The sequence below is a fragment of the Streptomyces tatrensis genome, from assembly GCF_049310065.1.
Taxonomy (GTDB): Bacteria; Actinomycetota; Actinomycetes; order Streptomycetales; family Streptomycetaceae; genus Streptomyces.
In genome coordinates this window covers 2,145,152-2,161,625 of the sequence record NZ_JBMDLB010000007.1, presented here as the reverse complement: position 1 = coordinate 2,161,625, position 16,474 = coordinate 2,145,152, and the positions used below count along the sequence as shown (strand labels likewise).

The following is a 16,474-nucleotide window of genomic DNA, read 5'->3' as shown; positions in this document are numbered from 1 at the left end:
GCCATCTTCAAGGTGGGGGCCCGCACGGATGTTCCGGGGCTGGTTCGCCGTGGCGATCGTACTGTTTAGCGAAGGCCGCGCTCCATTGCGTCGGCGTAGAGCCGAGCACCGGAGATCTTCGGGTGGAAGGATTTCATCGATGGCTGGATGCCGCCGTTGTCGTATTCCGACTTGCCCGACTCCACGATGCCGTTGATGGTCTCCGGGTCACCACAGATCGCCTTGCCGGCGAACTCTGTGGTCGGGTCGATGAAGGTCGCTCCCGCGGCGGCGGCGGCGTTGCCCATTTCCTTGGCCAGGTGCGGGGCGATGACGTCGTTCAGCCACGGGGCCTCCTCGGTGCCGATGCCCGGCATGCACTGGCCGTTGCCCGAGAGCAGCTTGGGGTAGCCCATAAGAACAATCTTGGCGTTAGGTGCCCTGACTTTGATCTGATTCAGTGCCTTGGTGATACGCGGCTTGACCTCGTCGGTAATCCAGGCCGGCATGAAGTTCTTGAGCGGGCCGCTCATCTGGCCGGTCTTGTCACCGTTGTCCGGGTTAACCTTCTCGATCTCCGCGTCCTGGCACTGCTTCAGGCCGGCGGCGTAGACGCACTCCTGGAACACGGGAGTGAAGAGGGAGTCGTTGCCGCCGATGGCGAGAGTGACCATGTTGGTGTTCTGGTCGAGGTAGCCGAGGTCGATCTGTGGCAGGGAGTCGCTGTTGTACTGCGTCTTCCCGCCGGACCAGATGTTGTACGTGCGGGCACCGGAGCACGCGAGGAACGATAGGTCGACGTTGCCGTACCCGTCGGCGATGGCGCCGATGGAGTTGAGGTTGCCGGGCAGCTTGGTCTGGCGGATCCAGGCGTGCTTGGATCGGTGGCAGCCGTTGCCGGTCTGTGATCCGGTCTCCTCTCGGTAGTCAGTCTCCTTGTAGTAGTCCTTTCCGCCCTCGGTATCGGCGCCTTCGCCGGAGGCGAAGGAGTCACCGAGGCCGACCACGTGCGTGGGCTTTGAGCCCAGCGGCTGGAAGGCGACGGCGTCCCAGGCGATGTCCCTGCCCTCTTCCTGGGTGATGTTCGACAGGGACACCGATGCCTGGCCGGTGAAGTTGAACGTACCCAGGGAGCGCCACTCGTTGGAGCGTATGCGCTGCGGCGCGACACGGTGCGGCGACTGCGAGTCGGTCCCGGACACCGTGTACTTCGCCTGCTGGGAGCGGGCGGCGATGCTTGGCATGTGGACCAGGACGCGGTTCCAGCCCGTGACGGAGGCTGGGGCGATCCAGTTGCCTGTGACCTTCATTCGGTCTGCCTCGGCGGCGCCCGCCTTGCGGGTGGTGCTGAACCACATGTGGTTGCCGTATCCGGCGCTCAGCTGGTGGGTGTCCATGCGGCCGGACGCGGTGGCGAAGTCGAAGCCGAACGAGCCGCCGCTCACCCCGTTTGCCCAGCATCGCCGTGCCTCACTGCCAGCCAGCGGAGTGCCCGTGTTGACGTTGTCCACGACCACCGTTCCGGACGGGAGTCCGGAGCTGCAGCGCGGCAGGTGTGAGTTACCGTCCGCCTCCTCGGGATAGGTGCTGTTGAAGCGGAACAGCTCCTTACCGCACTCGTCGAACTCGCACTTCTTCCACTCCACCTTGCTGTTCCACCAGCACCGGAGGTCGGTGCGCTGGCAAGCGCCTGTGGCGGGAGAGTCGTTGGTGGCGCCGTCCTTGATCTTGGTGGGGTCGCACTCGTTGGCGCTGCTGCAGAACAGGGCGACCGGAGGCTTGACGGTCGTACGGTTCATGGCGGTGGTCCACCATGCAGGCCGGTAGCCGTGGACCATCTTGCCCGGCTCTTCCATGGCCTCGAGCGGGCGGGCCGCCCAGCCGAGGACCTTTTCCGGGTACGGCCAGTACTGCGGCCGCGAGGCGTGGCTGTAGTCGTCGCCGCCCGCCGAGTTCTCCAGGAACGGTGTGCGGTTCGGCTTGTACGTGGGGTTGGCAGGGTTGTTGGCCCAGCCGACGCCCCACTTGCCGGCGTTCGTACCGGAGTCCGACTGCGGGTAGAAGCCGGAGTTGTACGCCCACAGGGCGAAGAACCAGTTTTCCAGACCCTTCGGGTCGCCGTTGTTGACGATCAACCCGGCGTTACGGGTCTGGTTCCACTTCTCGGCGAGGATGTTGACGCCAGCCGCGACGTTCGCGGTGTAGTCCAGCGCCACGGCCTCCTGGTAGGCGCGCGGCTTGGACGGGCGGATCGATCCATCTTCGTACGGCTTATTCGGCAGGCGCATGCCGTCGGTGACCTGCGTGATGCCGTACCCGCAGTCGGCTGCCTTCCAGTTGATCGCCCACGGGTCGCTGACCTGGCCGTGCGCGTCATGCTTGATGCCGTAGTAGTTGCCGATCAGGCTGTTGGCGGTGGTGCCAGGCGCCGCAAAGCGTGTGGCCTGCCACATGTTGGACTCCTGGGCGGTGATGCCAAGGAACACCTGGGCGGGGATACGCCCGCCGCCGGACAGGGGCGTGAGCCCGCCGACAAGGGCATGGGGGTTGTAGGCGCCCATGCCCATGTTCTTCCAGTTCGCCTGCCGGTAGACCTGCTGGTCGAGGGTGCTCTCGATAGCGCGGTTCACGGCCCACTCGATCTGGCGGGGCTTGGGCTGGAACGCCTGCTTCTGCGGGTTGCCGCGCTCCACCGCACAGGTGCGGACGTCCTCGGGCTCCGCGATGGACGTCCAGGCCGGCGAGGATGCGGCGGCCAGCGAGGCCGTCTCGGGCTGCGTCGACGTCTTCTTGGTGTCCGTGGGGCTGAGGCCACTGGGGGCGGGCGAGTTCCCGGCGCCCTCGCTTGGGTCTGGGTTGACGGGGGTCTCGGCCGGGTTGGCCTCCATCACCGGCTTGTTGCCCGTTGGCAGGTGATGCAGGCGGATCTTGGCGGTGCGGGCGTTCTCCTCCACACGAATGCGGTGATCCTTGCCGTCCGCCCACGCGGCGTTGACCGTCGCCCGGCCGGTCGTGGAGGCGGTCGCGTCCTTGTCGACGCCGCCGGGGTTCTTGATGCCCTTGGGTAGGGATCCGACCGTCTTCGCCTTACCGGTGATGATCGCCGTGCCGTCGGCCGTGCGGGTGAGGTCGAATTCGGTGAGCTCACCCTCCGCCACGATCTGGGCGTTGCCGCCGCCGGGCGAGAGGTACTTCACTTTCGACTTCGACCTGGGGGCCCCGGCCGCCCCGCCGCCCGCGCCGGTCCCGGCCGCGGTGTGCTGCCGGTCGAGGTAGGCGACGCCGCCTTCGGCGGTGACGGACAGATTGAAGGGCACGTCGTCCGTCGCGGCGAGGTGCTCGGTGGTCCCGTCGGTGTTGACCTTCACCACCGCGTTACCCTGCGCCGCGACGATGCCGCGCTTGGTGGGGACGGCGGAGGTGATCTGGCCCTTGAGCTTGATCGGAGCGGACGTCTTGCCCGTACGGGCGTCCACGCCGACCAGACGCGTCTCACTCTTGTCCGGTGTCGTCTTCTCGTCCGAGAACTGCGAAATGACGGCAGTGTCGCCGGTACCACAGCCAGGGGAGAAGTACGCGAGGCTCGCCTGGTACGGAAGCTTCGCGACCGCTCCGGTGGTCAGGTCGACGGTGGCCGTGAAGGCGCCGCGTGCCATCAGGTCCAGCTTGTTGGTGAACGTACGCGGAGCGTAGGCGACGAGTGCGTGCTTGCCGGACTCGGTGACACAGGCGTTGCCGATCCAGGTGTCGGTTTCGATAAAACCCGGTTCCACCAGTGTCGCGGCGGTCTTCCACTGGTATCCGTCCGCCTCGTCGGCGATCAGCAGATGGAATCCGCTGGCGTCACCGATCGTGGTCCAGGCCTTGTCGCGGGACTTCTTGTAGTCGGGGCCGAGGATCTTGCTCCGCTGGTCGGCCGGGACGCGGTCCCTGTTCCCTTCCTTGTCCTCCGGGGCGGTTAGCTCGGGCGATTCGCTCCAGCCGGAGCTGGATCCGGCCGGTGGACTTGCGGCTATGGCCTGCGTGGCAGTGCCGAACGCGATGACCGAGGCGAGGGCGCAGGACACCGGGACATGCGCGGCTCTTACAAGCCGACGTATGCGCATCAAAGAGATTCCTTGGGTTGTGGTCGGATAACGAAGGCCACCCGCCGGGGATCAGGACGCCAAGCACACCGATTGGCCTGTCACCTTGGTGCTATGGGCGGTGCGTTGAGGCATGCCCCGGTGGTCGGGTGTGGGTCAGGGCGGTCGCTGCCATGGGGTGGTGCCGGCGATCTGGTTGCCCGGTGGCGTTCAGTCATCTCGGGCGGGTGTACAGGTGGCGGCAGGGGCGGAATTGGGGTGAGATTCGGCTGGGGGAGGCGAGGAAACTCTGCGCGCCTCCGACGCTGCGGAAGCCCTTCATGGCCCGCTCTCGTTCCCGAGTAGGCAGATCGGGGTTTTCCGCCCGGTTGCTCAGATATTTCGCGGAGCGGTGCTCGACTGACGACGTGACCTGGGGTCCCCGCAGACCCCGATCATCTACCTGACAAGCCCCCGCAGACGAGCGCACTCACGACCGCTGATGCGCGGCGCTTTCTTGCACGATGTTTCAAGGGAGTATTCCTTGCTTGGCAGATATGGGGACTCGCTACGCAAGGCCGTCCGGGGACGAGGCCGGATGGGGAAGTGGCCGGGCATCACGAACGGCTTCGCGAACGAGGAACTCGGGGCGCTGCGCCTTCTGGTGCAGCACTGGGCTCGGGGGACATCGAAGGGTCGCGCACCAGGAGTTGGCCGCAGCTCGCGTCGGTGAAACGGACTACTCGCTATCGAAAGCAGCACTGCTCTGCGCTCAGATCTGTGAACCGGAGCCGTCAGCTGAGCGCTTGCCTGCCGGACAAGCAGAGACGGGGCCGCCGAAGGATCCGGTGACCCGTCATGGAGGATCGAGATAGAGCTAGCTGTATTGCCCTGTGAGGTTGGGGACGCGGCTGGCGGGTGGTTTGCCTGCGAGTGCGGTGTGTCCGCGGTGGTGATTGTAGGTATGCAGCCACTGCGGGAAGGCGTCGCGTCGTTCCTGCTCTGACTGGTAGGGGCGGGCGTAGGCCCATTCCTCCAGGAGGGTGCGGTTGAGGCGTTCGACCTTGCCGTTGGTTTGTGGCCGGTAGGGCCGGGTTCGCTTGTGGGTGATCCCGGCCGCCGCCAGGAGATCGCGCCAGGCGTGGGACTTGTAGCAGGAGCCGTTGTCGGTCAGGACGCGTTCGACTGTGATCCCTACGCTGGTGAAGTAGGCCTGTGCCCGTTGCCAGAACGCGGTCGCGGTTTCCTTCTTCTCGTCGCTCAGGATCTCGTTGTAGGCGAGGCGGGAGCTGACGCAGGCTAAGCCTCTGACGGTCGTCGATCAAAGGGTTTCCAGTCCGTGGATTGTTCCCGAACTGCCTTTGGCTGACAGTCGCCCTGCGGCCGCAGCGCACCTGCCACCCCAATAGTGAGCGCACGCAGGAGCTTTTAGTCTGATCGACTAGATAGAACTGCAACCTCCGGATAAACCAGTTGGCCTGTACTCGCCTCCTCGCCCTGCGCCGCAGTCAGGGCCGGCTCGCCTCCGGCTTAGCCGGCGATGGCGAGGTTGCGTGGGCGTCCGCCCTTCTTCAAGCCCGGTACGACTTCTCGGGGCGGCGCACTTTCCAGCCAAAATCAGCTACACCACCCCACGGGGCACCATCTGCGTGTGAAAATCCTTCGCACGCGAAATGATCTAAGGTGAACGGATTCCCAATGAAGTTATCAAGCGCCTCTGGTGACTCGCTGTGAGTGTGCCAGCCGAACGTGGCTGGGCCGGGCGGCACGGTGACTTCGACTGTGCGGACATCGCAGATGAGGGCCGACAAGACGTTCAGGCGGTGGCGTGCGAGGGCAATGACGGCCTGCCTGTGGCCCTTGCCCTCGGCCCTCTTACGGTCGAAGAAGGCCTTCACATTGGGGCGGCAGCGGGCGGCGACCATCGCGGACATGTAGACAGCCCGCAGCAGGCGTCGGTATCGGGGCGGGCTTCGCATGTTGCCGCTGATCCATCCCGAGTCCCTCGGGACGGGAGCCAGGTCGGCGACGCTGGCGAGGCGGTCGGAGGTGCCGAAGACGCTCATGTCGCCGCCGGTGTGGGCGATGAACTCTGCTCCGAGGACAGGGGCGATGCCTGGCATGCTCAGAATGACCTCAGCGTGTCGGTAGTCGCGCAACCGGCCCTCGATCAGGGCGTCGATCTCAGCGATCTCCTCATCGACGGCCATCACCTCCCTGGCAAGCTTGGCTACCACCGTGGCGGCCAGTCCCTCCCCGATCACAGAGGTGTGCTGGGCCTCGGCGGCCTCGACCGCGCTGCTGACAACGAGCTTGCAATTGGGGACCTTCCGGTTCTTCAGCTACTCCGCGAGCCGGTTCTTGCCGATCGGGCGCAGGGCAGCCGACAGCTTGCGCGTTCCAGAGGCATCGGTCACCACGGAGTGGTTATCGGCCTTGCCCGCATCCCGGCCCAGAGTTCGGGCACGGCCACCGCCGAAGTCGTTCCAGTTACCGACCCCAGCAGACGACCTCGCCAGCGTGTCCTTACCGAACGATCTTGTCGCGCGCATCTCATGAGTGGTCGAGTCGTCGCGGGATGCCGGGCGGCCAATCCGTTCAAGCCACCAGAAGACTGGTGAACGCAAAGCCACACCCGGCATCCCTGGGTCTCCGACCCTACGAGTGACCGGAATCAACCCACCAAGAACGTAAGGAGAAAAATGCGTAGAGCAATCACAGTAGCGGTCGGGGTTTCGGCCGCACTTGCTGTGTCGTTGGGCAGCGCGTCTGTCGCGTCAGCCGAGGATCCCGCAGGGGATTACTACAATCTGCATTACCCGGAAGCTTGCGATGACCCCTATAGATCCGGCTTCAAGTTTCACATTTACTATAATTCTGGACAAGGTGGCGCGTACAGGAATATTGGTTATTCCGTATATAACTTCGATGTATTGCGGGATGGTAGTGGCAGCTACTACCCACTTAGATTCTGCTCTGGAGGCGTTAGTAGCCCATGGCCTGGGTCAGGGCAAAGAATCAAGAACAACGCCGCGTCGGGTGAGAATGAGCACTACAAATATACGGCTCGGGTTTACTTCTCTAGTGGCTACAAAGGGGTTTATGACGCCATGGCGCCCTATCAGCATATCGATCAATTCGTGAACGTCTACAACGAAAATGCATCCTTCGCGTGGGCCTGAATATTCGAATGGAAGCGCGGAAGTCCAAATTGCGACTCGGGGTTAGGGGAAAGAAGAAGTGAGCGGTAAGGGAATGGCTATCAAGGTGGCAATTCCGGTACTGGCGGCTGCTGGGGTAGGAGCAGCCGCCATCGCCGGGTGGTCGGCGGACGCGCCCTCGGGCAACGGCAAGTCATCGTCGGCCGGCTTGGCTGGCCAAGCGGCGCCGGCCATGCCGCAGGCATACGTCGGGGATCCGGGAAATCCCGCGACGTGGAGACTGCCTATCGAGGCGTACATGCCGACCAGGGCGGAGACCCGGCTTATCAGCGGGGCGCGGGACAGTCTGATCGACGAGTGCATGAAGGGCGCTGGTTATGAGAAGTGGTCTCCGGCGCCGGATCTTCCCACTCTGGGCGGCAAGACGCTGACAGACTGGCGGTACGGGATCCACGACGCTGAGAAGGCAGCCGAGCGAGGCTACCACCCGGACGCCGCCGAGCAGAAAGCTTACGACGAGGCCCTCTTGGTGGGGGCTGTGGATATCTCCGGCGCGGACGAGGGGACCCTGAGGGGCTGCGTCCAAGCGGCCGACGGACAGGTCCCTGCAGCGCAGCCGAATCCTTTGGTGCAAAAGATCAATGGCGAAGTACACAAGAAGGCGGCCAAGAACCCGAAGGTGATTGCGGTGTTCGCCAAGTGGTCGTCGTGCATGAAGGCAAAGGGTTACTCGTACGAGAAGCCGATGGATGCCAATGACGACCCTCGCTTCTCCGACCCTTACAAGGTGACAGAGCTGGAGATCGCCACTGCGAAGGCCGACGTCGCGTGCAGGGACCTCCACGACGTCGAGAAGATCTGGTTCGATAGCGAGGTTCCGCTTCAGCAGCAATCCATCAAGGAGAACCAAGCCCCCTTGGACGGGGTGAAGGCGGAGAACAAGTCTGCGGTCGACAAGGCGTCCCGCCTCTAACCTCCGGATCGCATATTTGGCCTGAACGGACCTGTCGGATTCCACGGGCTGCGAGAGAGCCCAAAAAGCGCGGATTGGACATTACGGACTCGACGGCGAATGGCGGAACGCTCATGTACCGCCTGATCGGCCGAAAGACTACAGGCACTCCATCAGCCGACAAGTCACCAATCGTCGCGGCACCAAGCTGATGATTGTGCTCGGGGTCCCGTCGATCGCAGCGATGAGAACGGTCGGCTCGCAGTGGACGCGAGCTTGGTGAACCGGGTGGCCACCGCCCGGGAAGCCTGACTGCTCATAGCGTGCCGTCGTGAGCGCGGCCAGAGCGGGCTCCCGGGCTTTAAGAAGAACACGGCGAGTCCCGCAAGGAGGTCCGCGAGCCGGTTGGACGCCCATGCGCAACCTCGCCATCGCCGCCGGCGAGGCCGGAGGTGAGCCAGCCCTGACCCCGGGTATTCAGTGAAATAGGGCGGTCTGACGGGTAGACAGCGAAAGGTGCCGCTTGGCCTGCGGCGATGTGAGTGTCGAGTTCGCATCATGGCAGGAACCTGGGGCACCTTTCTGGTGACGAAGACTACTGGATGGGGCCGGGGGCTGGTCGTGACGGCCACCGGCAAGGGATTGATCGGGCACGCGGGCGCGGTGCTGCTGCGGCGGCTGGCAGACCGTACGGGGCTGACGGCCGCTCTGGCCGGGGTGCTGCCGGCCGGCACCGGAACAGGCTGGCGGGAGCGGGCCGGGGTGATGGTCCAGCTCGCGGTGGCGATCGTGCTCGGCGCGAGGAACCTGAGCGAGGCCGAGCAGCTTCAGGCCCACCACCAGAGCCTGTTCGGCACCGCGGTCTCCGACTCCACCACCCGCCGCACGCTGGCCGCGTTCGACGAGGCCACGCTCGCCGAGATCGCGAAGATACGGGCGGGAGTGCGCCGCGGGGTGTGGTCGCTGCTGCATCTGCGGCCCGGTGGGTTCCCCTGGCTGACCATCGCGGGCAAGCGCCTCAACGGCTGGATCGTGATCGATCTCGACGCCACGCTCATCCATGCCGCCTCGAAGAAGCAAGGGGCAGCACCGACGTTCAAGTCCGGATTCGGGTTCCATCCGCTGGCGGCCTGGTGAGCGAACACCTCCGAGTGCCTGGCCATGCTCCTTCGGCCCGGGAACGCCGGCTCGAACACCGTGGCCGATCACATCGGCGTGCTGCGTGACGCGCTCGCCCAGACTCCCGGTGCCTCGACGGCGAAGATCCTCGTCCGCGTCGACGGCGCCGGGGCCACCCGCGGACTGCACGAGCACCTCAAGGCGCTGAACACGATGCGCCGCACGGTCCGCTTCACCACCGGCTGGAAGATCACCGCCGTGGACGAGGCCGCGATCGCCCGCCTGCCCGAGAGCGTGTGGGAGACCTCACTGAACCAGGACGGCACCGTTCAGGAGGGGTACCACGTCGCGGAGTTGACCTGCCTGAACTCCCGCTCTGGCTGGATCGATGGCATGCGGCTGATCGTCCGCCGTGTCCGCCCGTCCGGACGGCACCTGGCAGACCTGACCGCGTTCGAGAAGAAGACCGGCTGGAAGTACTCGATCACCGCCACCAACATCCGCAAGATGACCCGCATCCCAGGCTCCCACCAGATCCAGTAGCTCGACGCGGTGCACCGCCACCACGCAGTCGTCGAGGACCGCGTCCGGACGAACAAGGCGATGGGTCTGCACAACCTGCCTTCACAGTCCTGGACCGTGAACCGCGCGTGGATGCTGACCGCGAACCTCGCCGCCGACCTCGACGCCTGGCTCTGCCTCCTGCCCCTCAACGACGAGGACGGCCTCGCTGACGCCGAGCCGGACACCATGCGGTTCCGGCTCTACCACCTGCCCGCCCGCCTCAGCCGACACGCCCGCAGCCGATGGCTCCGCATCGAGACCACCTGGCCCTGGGCAAATGCATTCACCACCGCCTGGACCCGGATCAACAGCCTTCCGCCCGACAGCCGGGTCCCCGCCCCGACGAAGGCCAGAACGGAGCAGAGCTCCCGGGAGACGTGGAACCCCGGCGCACCCTGCAGCGACACGCGAAGACCCCACCCGACACCAGCGGGAATAAAACGGGGTGAACCGATCACCTCAACGAACAGCAATCACCGTTGACGAATCGAGGCTGACTGCGGAGCGGGGTGATGAGGCGAGTCCAGGCCAATTGGTTTATCCGGAGGTTGCACTTCTAATTGGTCGATCACTCCTGAAGTCCCTGCGTGGGCTCACTATTGGGGTGGCAGGTGCGCTGCTGGGGTAGGGCGACTGTCAGCCATAGGCGCTCCGGGAACAGTCCGCGGACTGAAAACCCTTTGATCTACGACCGTCAGAGTTTTAGTCTGCGTCAGGCCGGTGAACGATCGAGTGAAGTGCCGGCGGTTTCGTTCGGGGGAGCCAGTCTGGTGGCTGATGTTCGGATATTTGTGATCTGGCGATGCGACTGCCGTGGTCGGCATTCGAAAGTGAAGTCCCTCATCAACCGTGGCACCACCTACGGCATCGCTTGCTGAGCTTCCCACGGTCTAGTTGGTCCGTGTCGCTGGTGTGGGTTCCAGTGATGTTTCACATCTCCCGTGATTTCCTCGCGTTCGTTGCGGAAATCAAGAGTAGAAAAGAGAGTTCATCGTGAATAAGGGAATCGTTCGAGTCTCTACCGTTTGTTCCGCTCTGGCAGTTTTCGCGGGGGTTGTCACTGTCTCGCAGTCGGCAAGTGCGGCACAGACCTGCACGTCGAACGGCACTGCCTTCTCCATGTTCGGCATCGTCCCCGAGGCCAGCTTGGATTCTTCGGTGTGTGCCGAGGTGGTTCCGGATAACAAGGTCCGTGGAAAGGCCACGGTGGGCTGGGAATTCCTCAATGATGGCCAGTCCGACATGACCAGTAAGCGTTTTAATTCGTTCAAGATAACCACCCGCCTGGAGAGTCGCGATGAGAGTGGCGCTGATCACGTAATACTGAGTAAGACGTGCGATTTCACCGTCGACATCAACAGCCGGCCTGTCAGCTTGCCTACGGTCTTCCAGTGCGCCACTGGGGCCCTGGCGCTTGACGGGCAGACTCGATGGTCTGGGGATGCAACCATCGTGTATGACATCGCTGGTGACACCAAGGGAGCCGTCACGTGGCAGCTCACTGGGTCGCCGATCATGAGCTAGTGCTGTGACCGGATCGGTTGCGCTATTTGGGTTCCCCCGCGCCGCTTGGAAATGAGTTTTTCAGGCAGTGGAGAGATTCGGGCGGCGCAACCGGATTCGGATCCATGGGGTTGGAGGACCACCCGCCCCTCTGTGAGCCGCAGGTGAAGGAACGATCTCAGCTGCGGCTCTAGCGTGTCCGGTGACTGGTGTGCCGTCAGGCGGCCGGGCTGCCTCTGTCTCTGTTCGTCCGGCGGCCCCTAATGAGCTCGTGCATGGTTGGCGGTGCGACGCTGGCTCGTGATCCCTGATCATGTTCGTGTGGTGGGGAACGTGCAGCGATCATCAGCGACCTGAGGATCGCAGCCGATGCGATCGCCGAACTCATCGCCGAGATAGGCCCGTTATGGCGCGAATGGCATCAGGAAGGACCTGGAGTCCAGGCCGCGGAAGCGGGCCCTCGGTGCCGGCGCGAAGCACCGGCTGGTCTTTCGACCACAACCAGACGAACGGAGAAGGCGTTTGTGCCATCTTCGACAACCACCTGAGCACTGCCAAGTACATGAAGTTGAAGGTGTGCGACTACAAGGTCTCACCCACGTGTGTCACGGATGAGGGCAGCTTCACTCAGTATGCCGGCCCGGTTCGCATGCAGGTTTCCACCTACTGCGCAACGGCCCTTGCGGTTATGAAGAACACGAAGACCTCCACCACGGCGCTCATTGACCGCAAGGTTGACGCTCGCCCGTGCAACTGACGACCGGTCGCGGTCGCGCCCCGCAGTCGAGCATGGCGTAGGAGCCTGCGACAACGTGGTCAACGCGGATCGTGAGGTCGAGCCGAAGTCCTTCCCGCGGGAATGATCCCTTCGTGACACCCCGCCGTCCTCGTCGCACGGCGGGGATACGGTGACCTGTGAATTTCCGGCACATGTCATCACCAAGTACCGGTCGGGTGCTCCACGTCGGGTCCTTCCCTCGCCTTCCATGAGAGAGCGAAGATTGAACCGAATGACTCTGCGGCGGGCACGGATACCCGTGACCGCTGCCATCACCCTGTCGTTGGCTGCGGGTGTGGCCACCACGCAGGCCGTCGCGGCCCCGCCGCCAGCCCCGAAGCCCGCGGACGGCTGGAGCAGCCCCTCCCCGGGGGCGCCGGGTGCCAAGCCCGAAGCCGTTCCCGAGGAGGAGCGGACTGCCACGCTCGGCAAGGACTACCGCGGTTCCAAGGACCGTGTGTGGACCACGTCCGGCGACGGCACTGGCTTCCACCTGCTGCTCGCCGACCATAAGGACGGCTATAGATGGCGCACCGCCGCCACGCTGTCCGAGCCCGGTTTCGACACCGACACCTGGATCGGCAACGCTTGTCTGACCCAGTCGGGTACGCACGCGGCCGTCGCGTACGCACCGCGTACGTTCACCAACAAGCCCGAGCTGATGGCGCGCGGCGCGTTCACCGCGATCGTTGACCTGAAGACCGGCCGCGTGACGAAGCTGCCCCTGCAGTCCAGCCTCGGCTACTTCTCCCCGGGCTGCGGCACCGGAGACAAAGCCGTCTTCTCGCAGTTCGCCGACGAGACGGCTCCGAAGAACGAGACGCGGCTCGTCACCGTGGACGCATCGACGGCAAAATCCAACGTGCTGACGGTGCCCGGTCAGGTCACCTCGGCCATCCCCGTGAACGGCGAGATCGTCGCAGCCCAGGGCCCGAGTTTGATCAGGGTCGCTGCCGACAACAAGGTGAAGTCCATTAAGCGGACGTCGGCCGTCCCGTTCCAACTGTCGGCCGACTCCGACGGCGGCGTGACGTACATCGACCGCGTTGAGGCCGGCAAGAAGCCCGTGGCCGAGAGCGCTGTCATCGCTGCTGCCTCCGACGCGACGGGCTCCGTCAACCGGATCACGGCGGACGACATCAGGAAGTCCGACGGCAAGGCCGCTGGCGCCCAGGTGGCGGTCGGCAAGCTGGAGGATTTCGACCTGGCCCGCACGTCCTCCGGGACGGTGTACGTGACCGGTAAGGCGGTCAGCCTCGGCCGGCTGCCGGGTGCGTTGAAGAATCCTGGTGGCATCGCCAAGGAGGCCACGGTCTCCTCGGACGGCAAGGCCGCCGTCATGACCCGCTGGGCTGACGGGAAGGACTCCCGTGTCCGGCCCGAGGACGCGCTGAGCGCCCGTACCGCCCGCACGGAGCTCAGGGTTCTGGACACCGGCAAGACCGTCGAGCTCGACGCTGTCCCACTCGCCGACCCCATTGGCGGCGAGAAGGCCGTCAAGGACGGCCAGGACACCTCGCCTGCCTTAAAGTCCGGCGCCGCCCCGGCTCCGCAGGAGTCCATCATTGCGCAGGGCGTTGCCGATGTGATCGCCGCCGCGCCGGGCAACGACACGGTAGACGCCGACCGTTACTGCTCGGTGCCGCGCAACTCCCCCCGTAAGCAGGCCTTCCAGCCCACGCCGCGGCAGGTCGAGTGGGCGGTCAACCAGACCGTCATCGGTCAGCTGAACAAGGGCGCCACGCGTCCGTCGAACTGGAAGAACACGGGCATGGCCGCGTACGCGCCGCAGAGCCTGTTCCCGCTCACGACGCTGGGCGGCGACCCGAACGGCGCGCCGGACCGTGCCGACGAATGGCACGTCCCCTCGCAGGTGATGCTTGGCATCGCCGCGCAGGAGTCGAACATGTGGCAGGCCACCCGCTACGCGGTGCCCGGGGTCACGGCCAACTCCCTCATCGGCAACTTCTACGGCCACAAGGTCGCCTCCAACGGCCAGCAGCAGGACCCGTGGGCCATCAACTGGGCAAATGCGGATTGCGGTTACGGCATCACGCAGGTCACCGACGGGATGCGCGTCCACGGGCACGAGAAGAAGGGCGAGGCCCCGAAGACGACTGTCCAGCAGGAGGCCATCGCCCTCGACTATGCGGCGAACATCGCGGCGGGTGTGAACATCCTCATCGAGAAGTGGAACTCCACCCGGCGCGATGGGATGGTCATCAACGACGGTCACCCCAAATACATCGAGAACTGGACGTACGCCCTCTGGGCTTACAACGCCGGCTACTACGCGGCCTCGACGGCGTCCCAGAATGGCGGCAAGTGGGGCGTGGGCTGGACCAACAACCCGGCCAACCCACTGTGGAAGGCCAACCGCACCCCGTTCCTGGAGGACGCGAGCGGGGGTGACGCGTACTACCACGCGGCAAACCCCCAGCACTGGCCGTACCAGGAGAAGGTGATTGGTTGGGCCGCCCGCCCGATCTCCGCGATGGCCAAGCCGGGCACCTTCGCCCCCGGCTACCGTGCGGCATGGTGGACCACCAATCCGGACCGCACGCGGGTGATGCCTCCGATCGGGCTGTTTTGCAACGCTTCCAACAACTGCGACAAGTCCAAGATCAGTAACACCGACTCGAACAAGACCGGCCAGGGTGCCTGCCTGCTGCCGGGCGACCCGGACACCACGAACCCGCTCTACCTGAAATGCTGGTTCCACAGCGCCGCGAAGTGGAAGGACTGCAAGAACGCCGAGTGCGGCAACGCGGTCCACCGGTTCGACACCACCTACCCGGAGCAGCCGGACGAGAGCTCCTACCCACCGCGCTGCACCATCGGCCTGCCCGAGGGTACTTTCGTGATCGACGACCTACCAGCCGGCGTCAGCCCGGCAGGCGGTTCCCCGCGCAACTGTGCGAGCACGGATTCGGCCGGTTCCTTCCGGTTTGCCTTCGCGGGTACCAACGGCGTGTACCCGTCCAAGATCGACACGCACCAGATCGGTGCCGGATTCCGCAACCACTTCTGGTTCGCCCACACCCGAGACAAGGCCACTGCTGACGGCAGCCGGCTGTTCGTGTCCGGCACCTGGACGCTGAACAAGCCCAACCGAGGATGGATGCGCGTCTGGACCCACATCCCGGACCACGGCGCCCACACGCGTCAGGCCGCCTACCAGGTCAAGGGCACCAACTCCACGAGCCCGGTTCGTGTCCAGCCGCAGCGCGTGCTGGCCAACAAGTGGGCCGACCTCGGTGTCTTCTACTTCACCGGCACCCCGCAGGTCACCCTCGACACCAACGCCCGTGGCGGTGACGGAACCGAGGACATCGCCTGGGACGCCGTTGGCTTCCAGCCCCTCGCGGCCAAGCCGGCGAACTTCGTGGTTGCTATGGGTGACTCGTTCTCCTCTGGCGAAGGCGCCTCCGTCTCGGGCGGCGGCGACTATTACAAGGAGACCGATCTCTTCGGCGCGGACAAGAAGCTGCGCAACGCCTGCCACCGGTCCAAGAACGCGTGGTCCCGTCAGGCAACCCTGCCTGGGTACACCAAGTCGATCGGCGCGATGTCCGATGCCGCCGACGCCAGAATGGACTACCACCTGATCGCCTGCTCCGGTGCTCAGACGGAGAACATCCTCTCCAACAGCGCGACGGGGCCGACCAACGCCGAAGGGCAGAAGGGGAACCTCTCCTACGGCGAGCTCCCCCAGCTCGACAAGGGATACCTCGACCAGAACACCAGCCTGGTGACCGTGTCCATCGGCGGCAACGACGCACGGTTTGGGGACGTCCTCAAGGAGTGCGTCTTCGCGGCCGGCCTCGTTCCCTGCCAGGACGCAAAGCTCAGCGGCATGTCGGAGCCGCTCAAGGTCACCGAACCGAGGCTGATCAAGGGCCCGGTGCGGTCCTCGATCCACACCACGCTCTTGGAGATCGCCAAGCGCGCACCCAACGCCAAGATCGTGCTGATGGGATACCCACCCCTCCTGTCGGGCACCGGAGGCTGCGTCCCGGGCATCGGTACGGCGGAGACCCCCTGGCTCAACGAGATCGGCGCTCTGCTGGTCAAAGAGATGAAGAACGCGGTCGCGGACGCCAAGGCGAGCGGCAATGTGAAGGCTTGGTTCTCCGACCCCACGAAACCCTTCTACGGCCATGCGATCTGCGGCAACCCCGAGACGATCCATGGCATCGTCAACGACAAAACGCCTGGCGATGTGGGTGGTGTCCCGCCCTCGGCGCAGTCCTTCCACCCAAAGACCGCAGGTGCCCGGCTGTATGCGAACTCCCTGCAGGACACGCTGAGGAACGACGTGAAGTAGACGTGAAGTAACAGCCTGAGGGGGGCC

General features: G+C 64.9%; 8 protein-coding genes and 3 pseudogenes. 6 read left to right on the top strand and 5 right to left on the bottom strand.

The window, feature by feature from the left end; genetic code table 11:
- Window positions 1-65: 65 nt before the first annotated feature.
- The 5 genes and pseudogenes from ACODT5_RS13170 to ACODT5_RS13150 all read right to left on the bottom strand — a co-directional run bounded on the left by ACODT5_RS13170 (window position 66) and on the right by ACODT5_RS13150 (window position 6,676).
- Window positions 66-4,085, bottom strand: coding sequence for a golvesin C-terminal-like domain-containing protein (locus ACODT5_RS13170; RefSeq protein ID WP_422519354.1), 4,020 nt, complete (start codon window positions 4,083-4,085; stop codon window positions 66-68).
- Between the two features lie 205 nt (window positions 4,086-4,290).
- A pseudogene (locus ACODT5_RS13165) lies at window positions 4,291-4,479 on the bottom strand (IS6 family transposase); the annotation flags it as partial.
- A 441-nt stretch (window positions 4,480-4,920) separates the two neighbouring features.
- Window positions 4,921-5,331 (bottom strand): annotated as a pseudogene (locus ACODT5_RS13160) (integrase core domain-containing protein); the annotation flags it as partial.
- 502 nt (window positions 5,332-5,833) lie between these two features.
- A pseudogene (locus tag ACODT5_RS13155) lies at window positions 5,834-6,385 on the bottom strand (transposase); the annotation flags it as partial.
- The gene (locus ACODT5_RS13150) at window positions 6,386-6,676 is read right to left on the bottom strand and encodes a hypothetical protein (RefSeq protein ID WP_422519353.1); all 291 of its coding nucleotides are present in this window, start codon (window positions 6,674-6,676) and stop codon (window positions 6,386-6,388) included.
- 622 nt (window positions 6,677-7,298) lie between these two features.
- On the opposite strand from ACODT5_RS13150, the gene ACODT5_RS13145 reads away from it, so the two are divergent.
- The 6 genes from ACODT5_RS13145 (at window position 7,299) to ACODT5_RS13120 (ending at window position 16,447) form a co-directional block, all read left to right on the top strand.
- The gene (locus ACODT5_RS13145) at window positions 7,299-8,177 is read left to right on the top strand and encodes a hypothetical protein (RefSeq protein ID WP_422519352.1); all 879 of its coding nucleotides are present in this window, start codon (window positions 7,299-7,301) and stop codon (window positions 8,175-8,177) included.
- Between the two features lie 537 nt (window positions 8,178-8,714).
- A complete protein-coding gene (locus ACODT5_RS13140; RefSeq protein ID WP_422519351.1) occupies window positions 8,715-9,293 on the top strand; it encodes a transposase in 579 nt (192 codons plus the stop codon).
- Window positions 9,294-9,317: 24 nt separating this feature from the next.
- The gene (locus tag ACODT5_RS13135) at window positions 9,318-9,818 is read left to right on the top strand and encodes a hypothetical protein (protein ID WP_422519350.1); all 501 of its coding nucleotides are present in this window, start codon (window positions 9,318-9,320) and stop codon (window positions 9,816-9,818) included.
- A gap of 9 nt (window positions 9,819-9,827) precedes the next feature.
- Window positions 9,828-10,322, top strand: a complete 495-nt coding sequence (locus ACODT5_RS13130) for a transposase (RefSeq protein WP_422519349.1) — start codon at window positions 9,828-9,830, stop codon at window positions 10,320-10,322.
- Between the two features lie 636 nt (window positions 10,323-10,958).
- Window positions 10,959-11,363: a hypothetical protein gene (locus ACODT5_RS13125; RefSeq protein WP_422519348.1), complete on the top strand. Its 405-nt coding sequence runs from the start codon at window positions 10,959-10,961 to the stop codon at window positions 11,361-11,363.
- Between the two features lie 1,016 nt (window positions 11,364-12,379).
- A complete protein-coding gene (locus ACODT5_RS13120) occupies window positions 12,380-16,447 on the top strand; it encodes an SGNH/GDSL hydrolase family protein (RefSeq protein ID WP_422519347.1) in 4,068 nt (1,355 codons plus the stop codon).
- The last annotated feature ends 27 nt before the right edge of the window (window positions 16,448-16,474 follow it).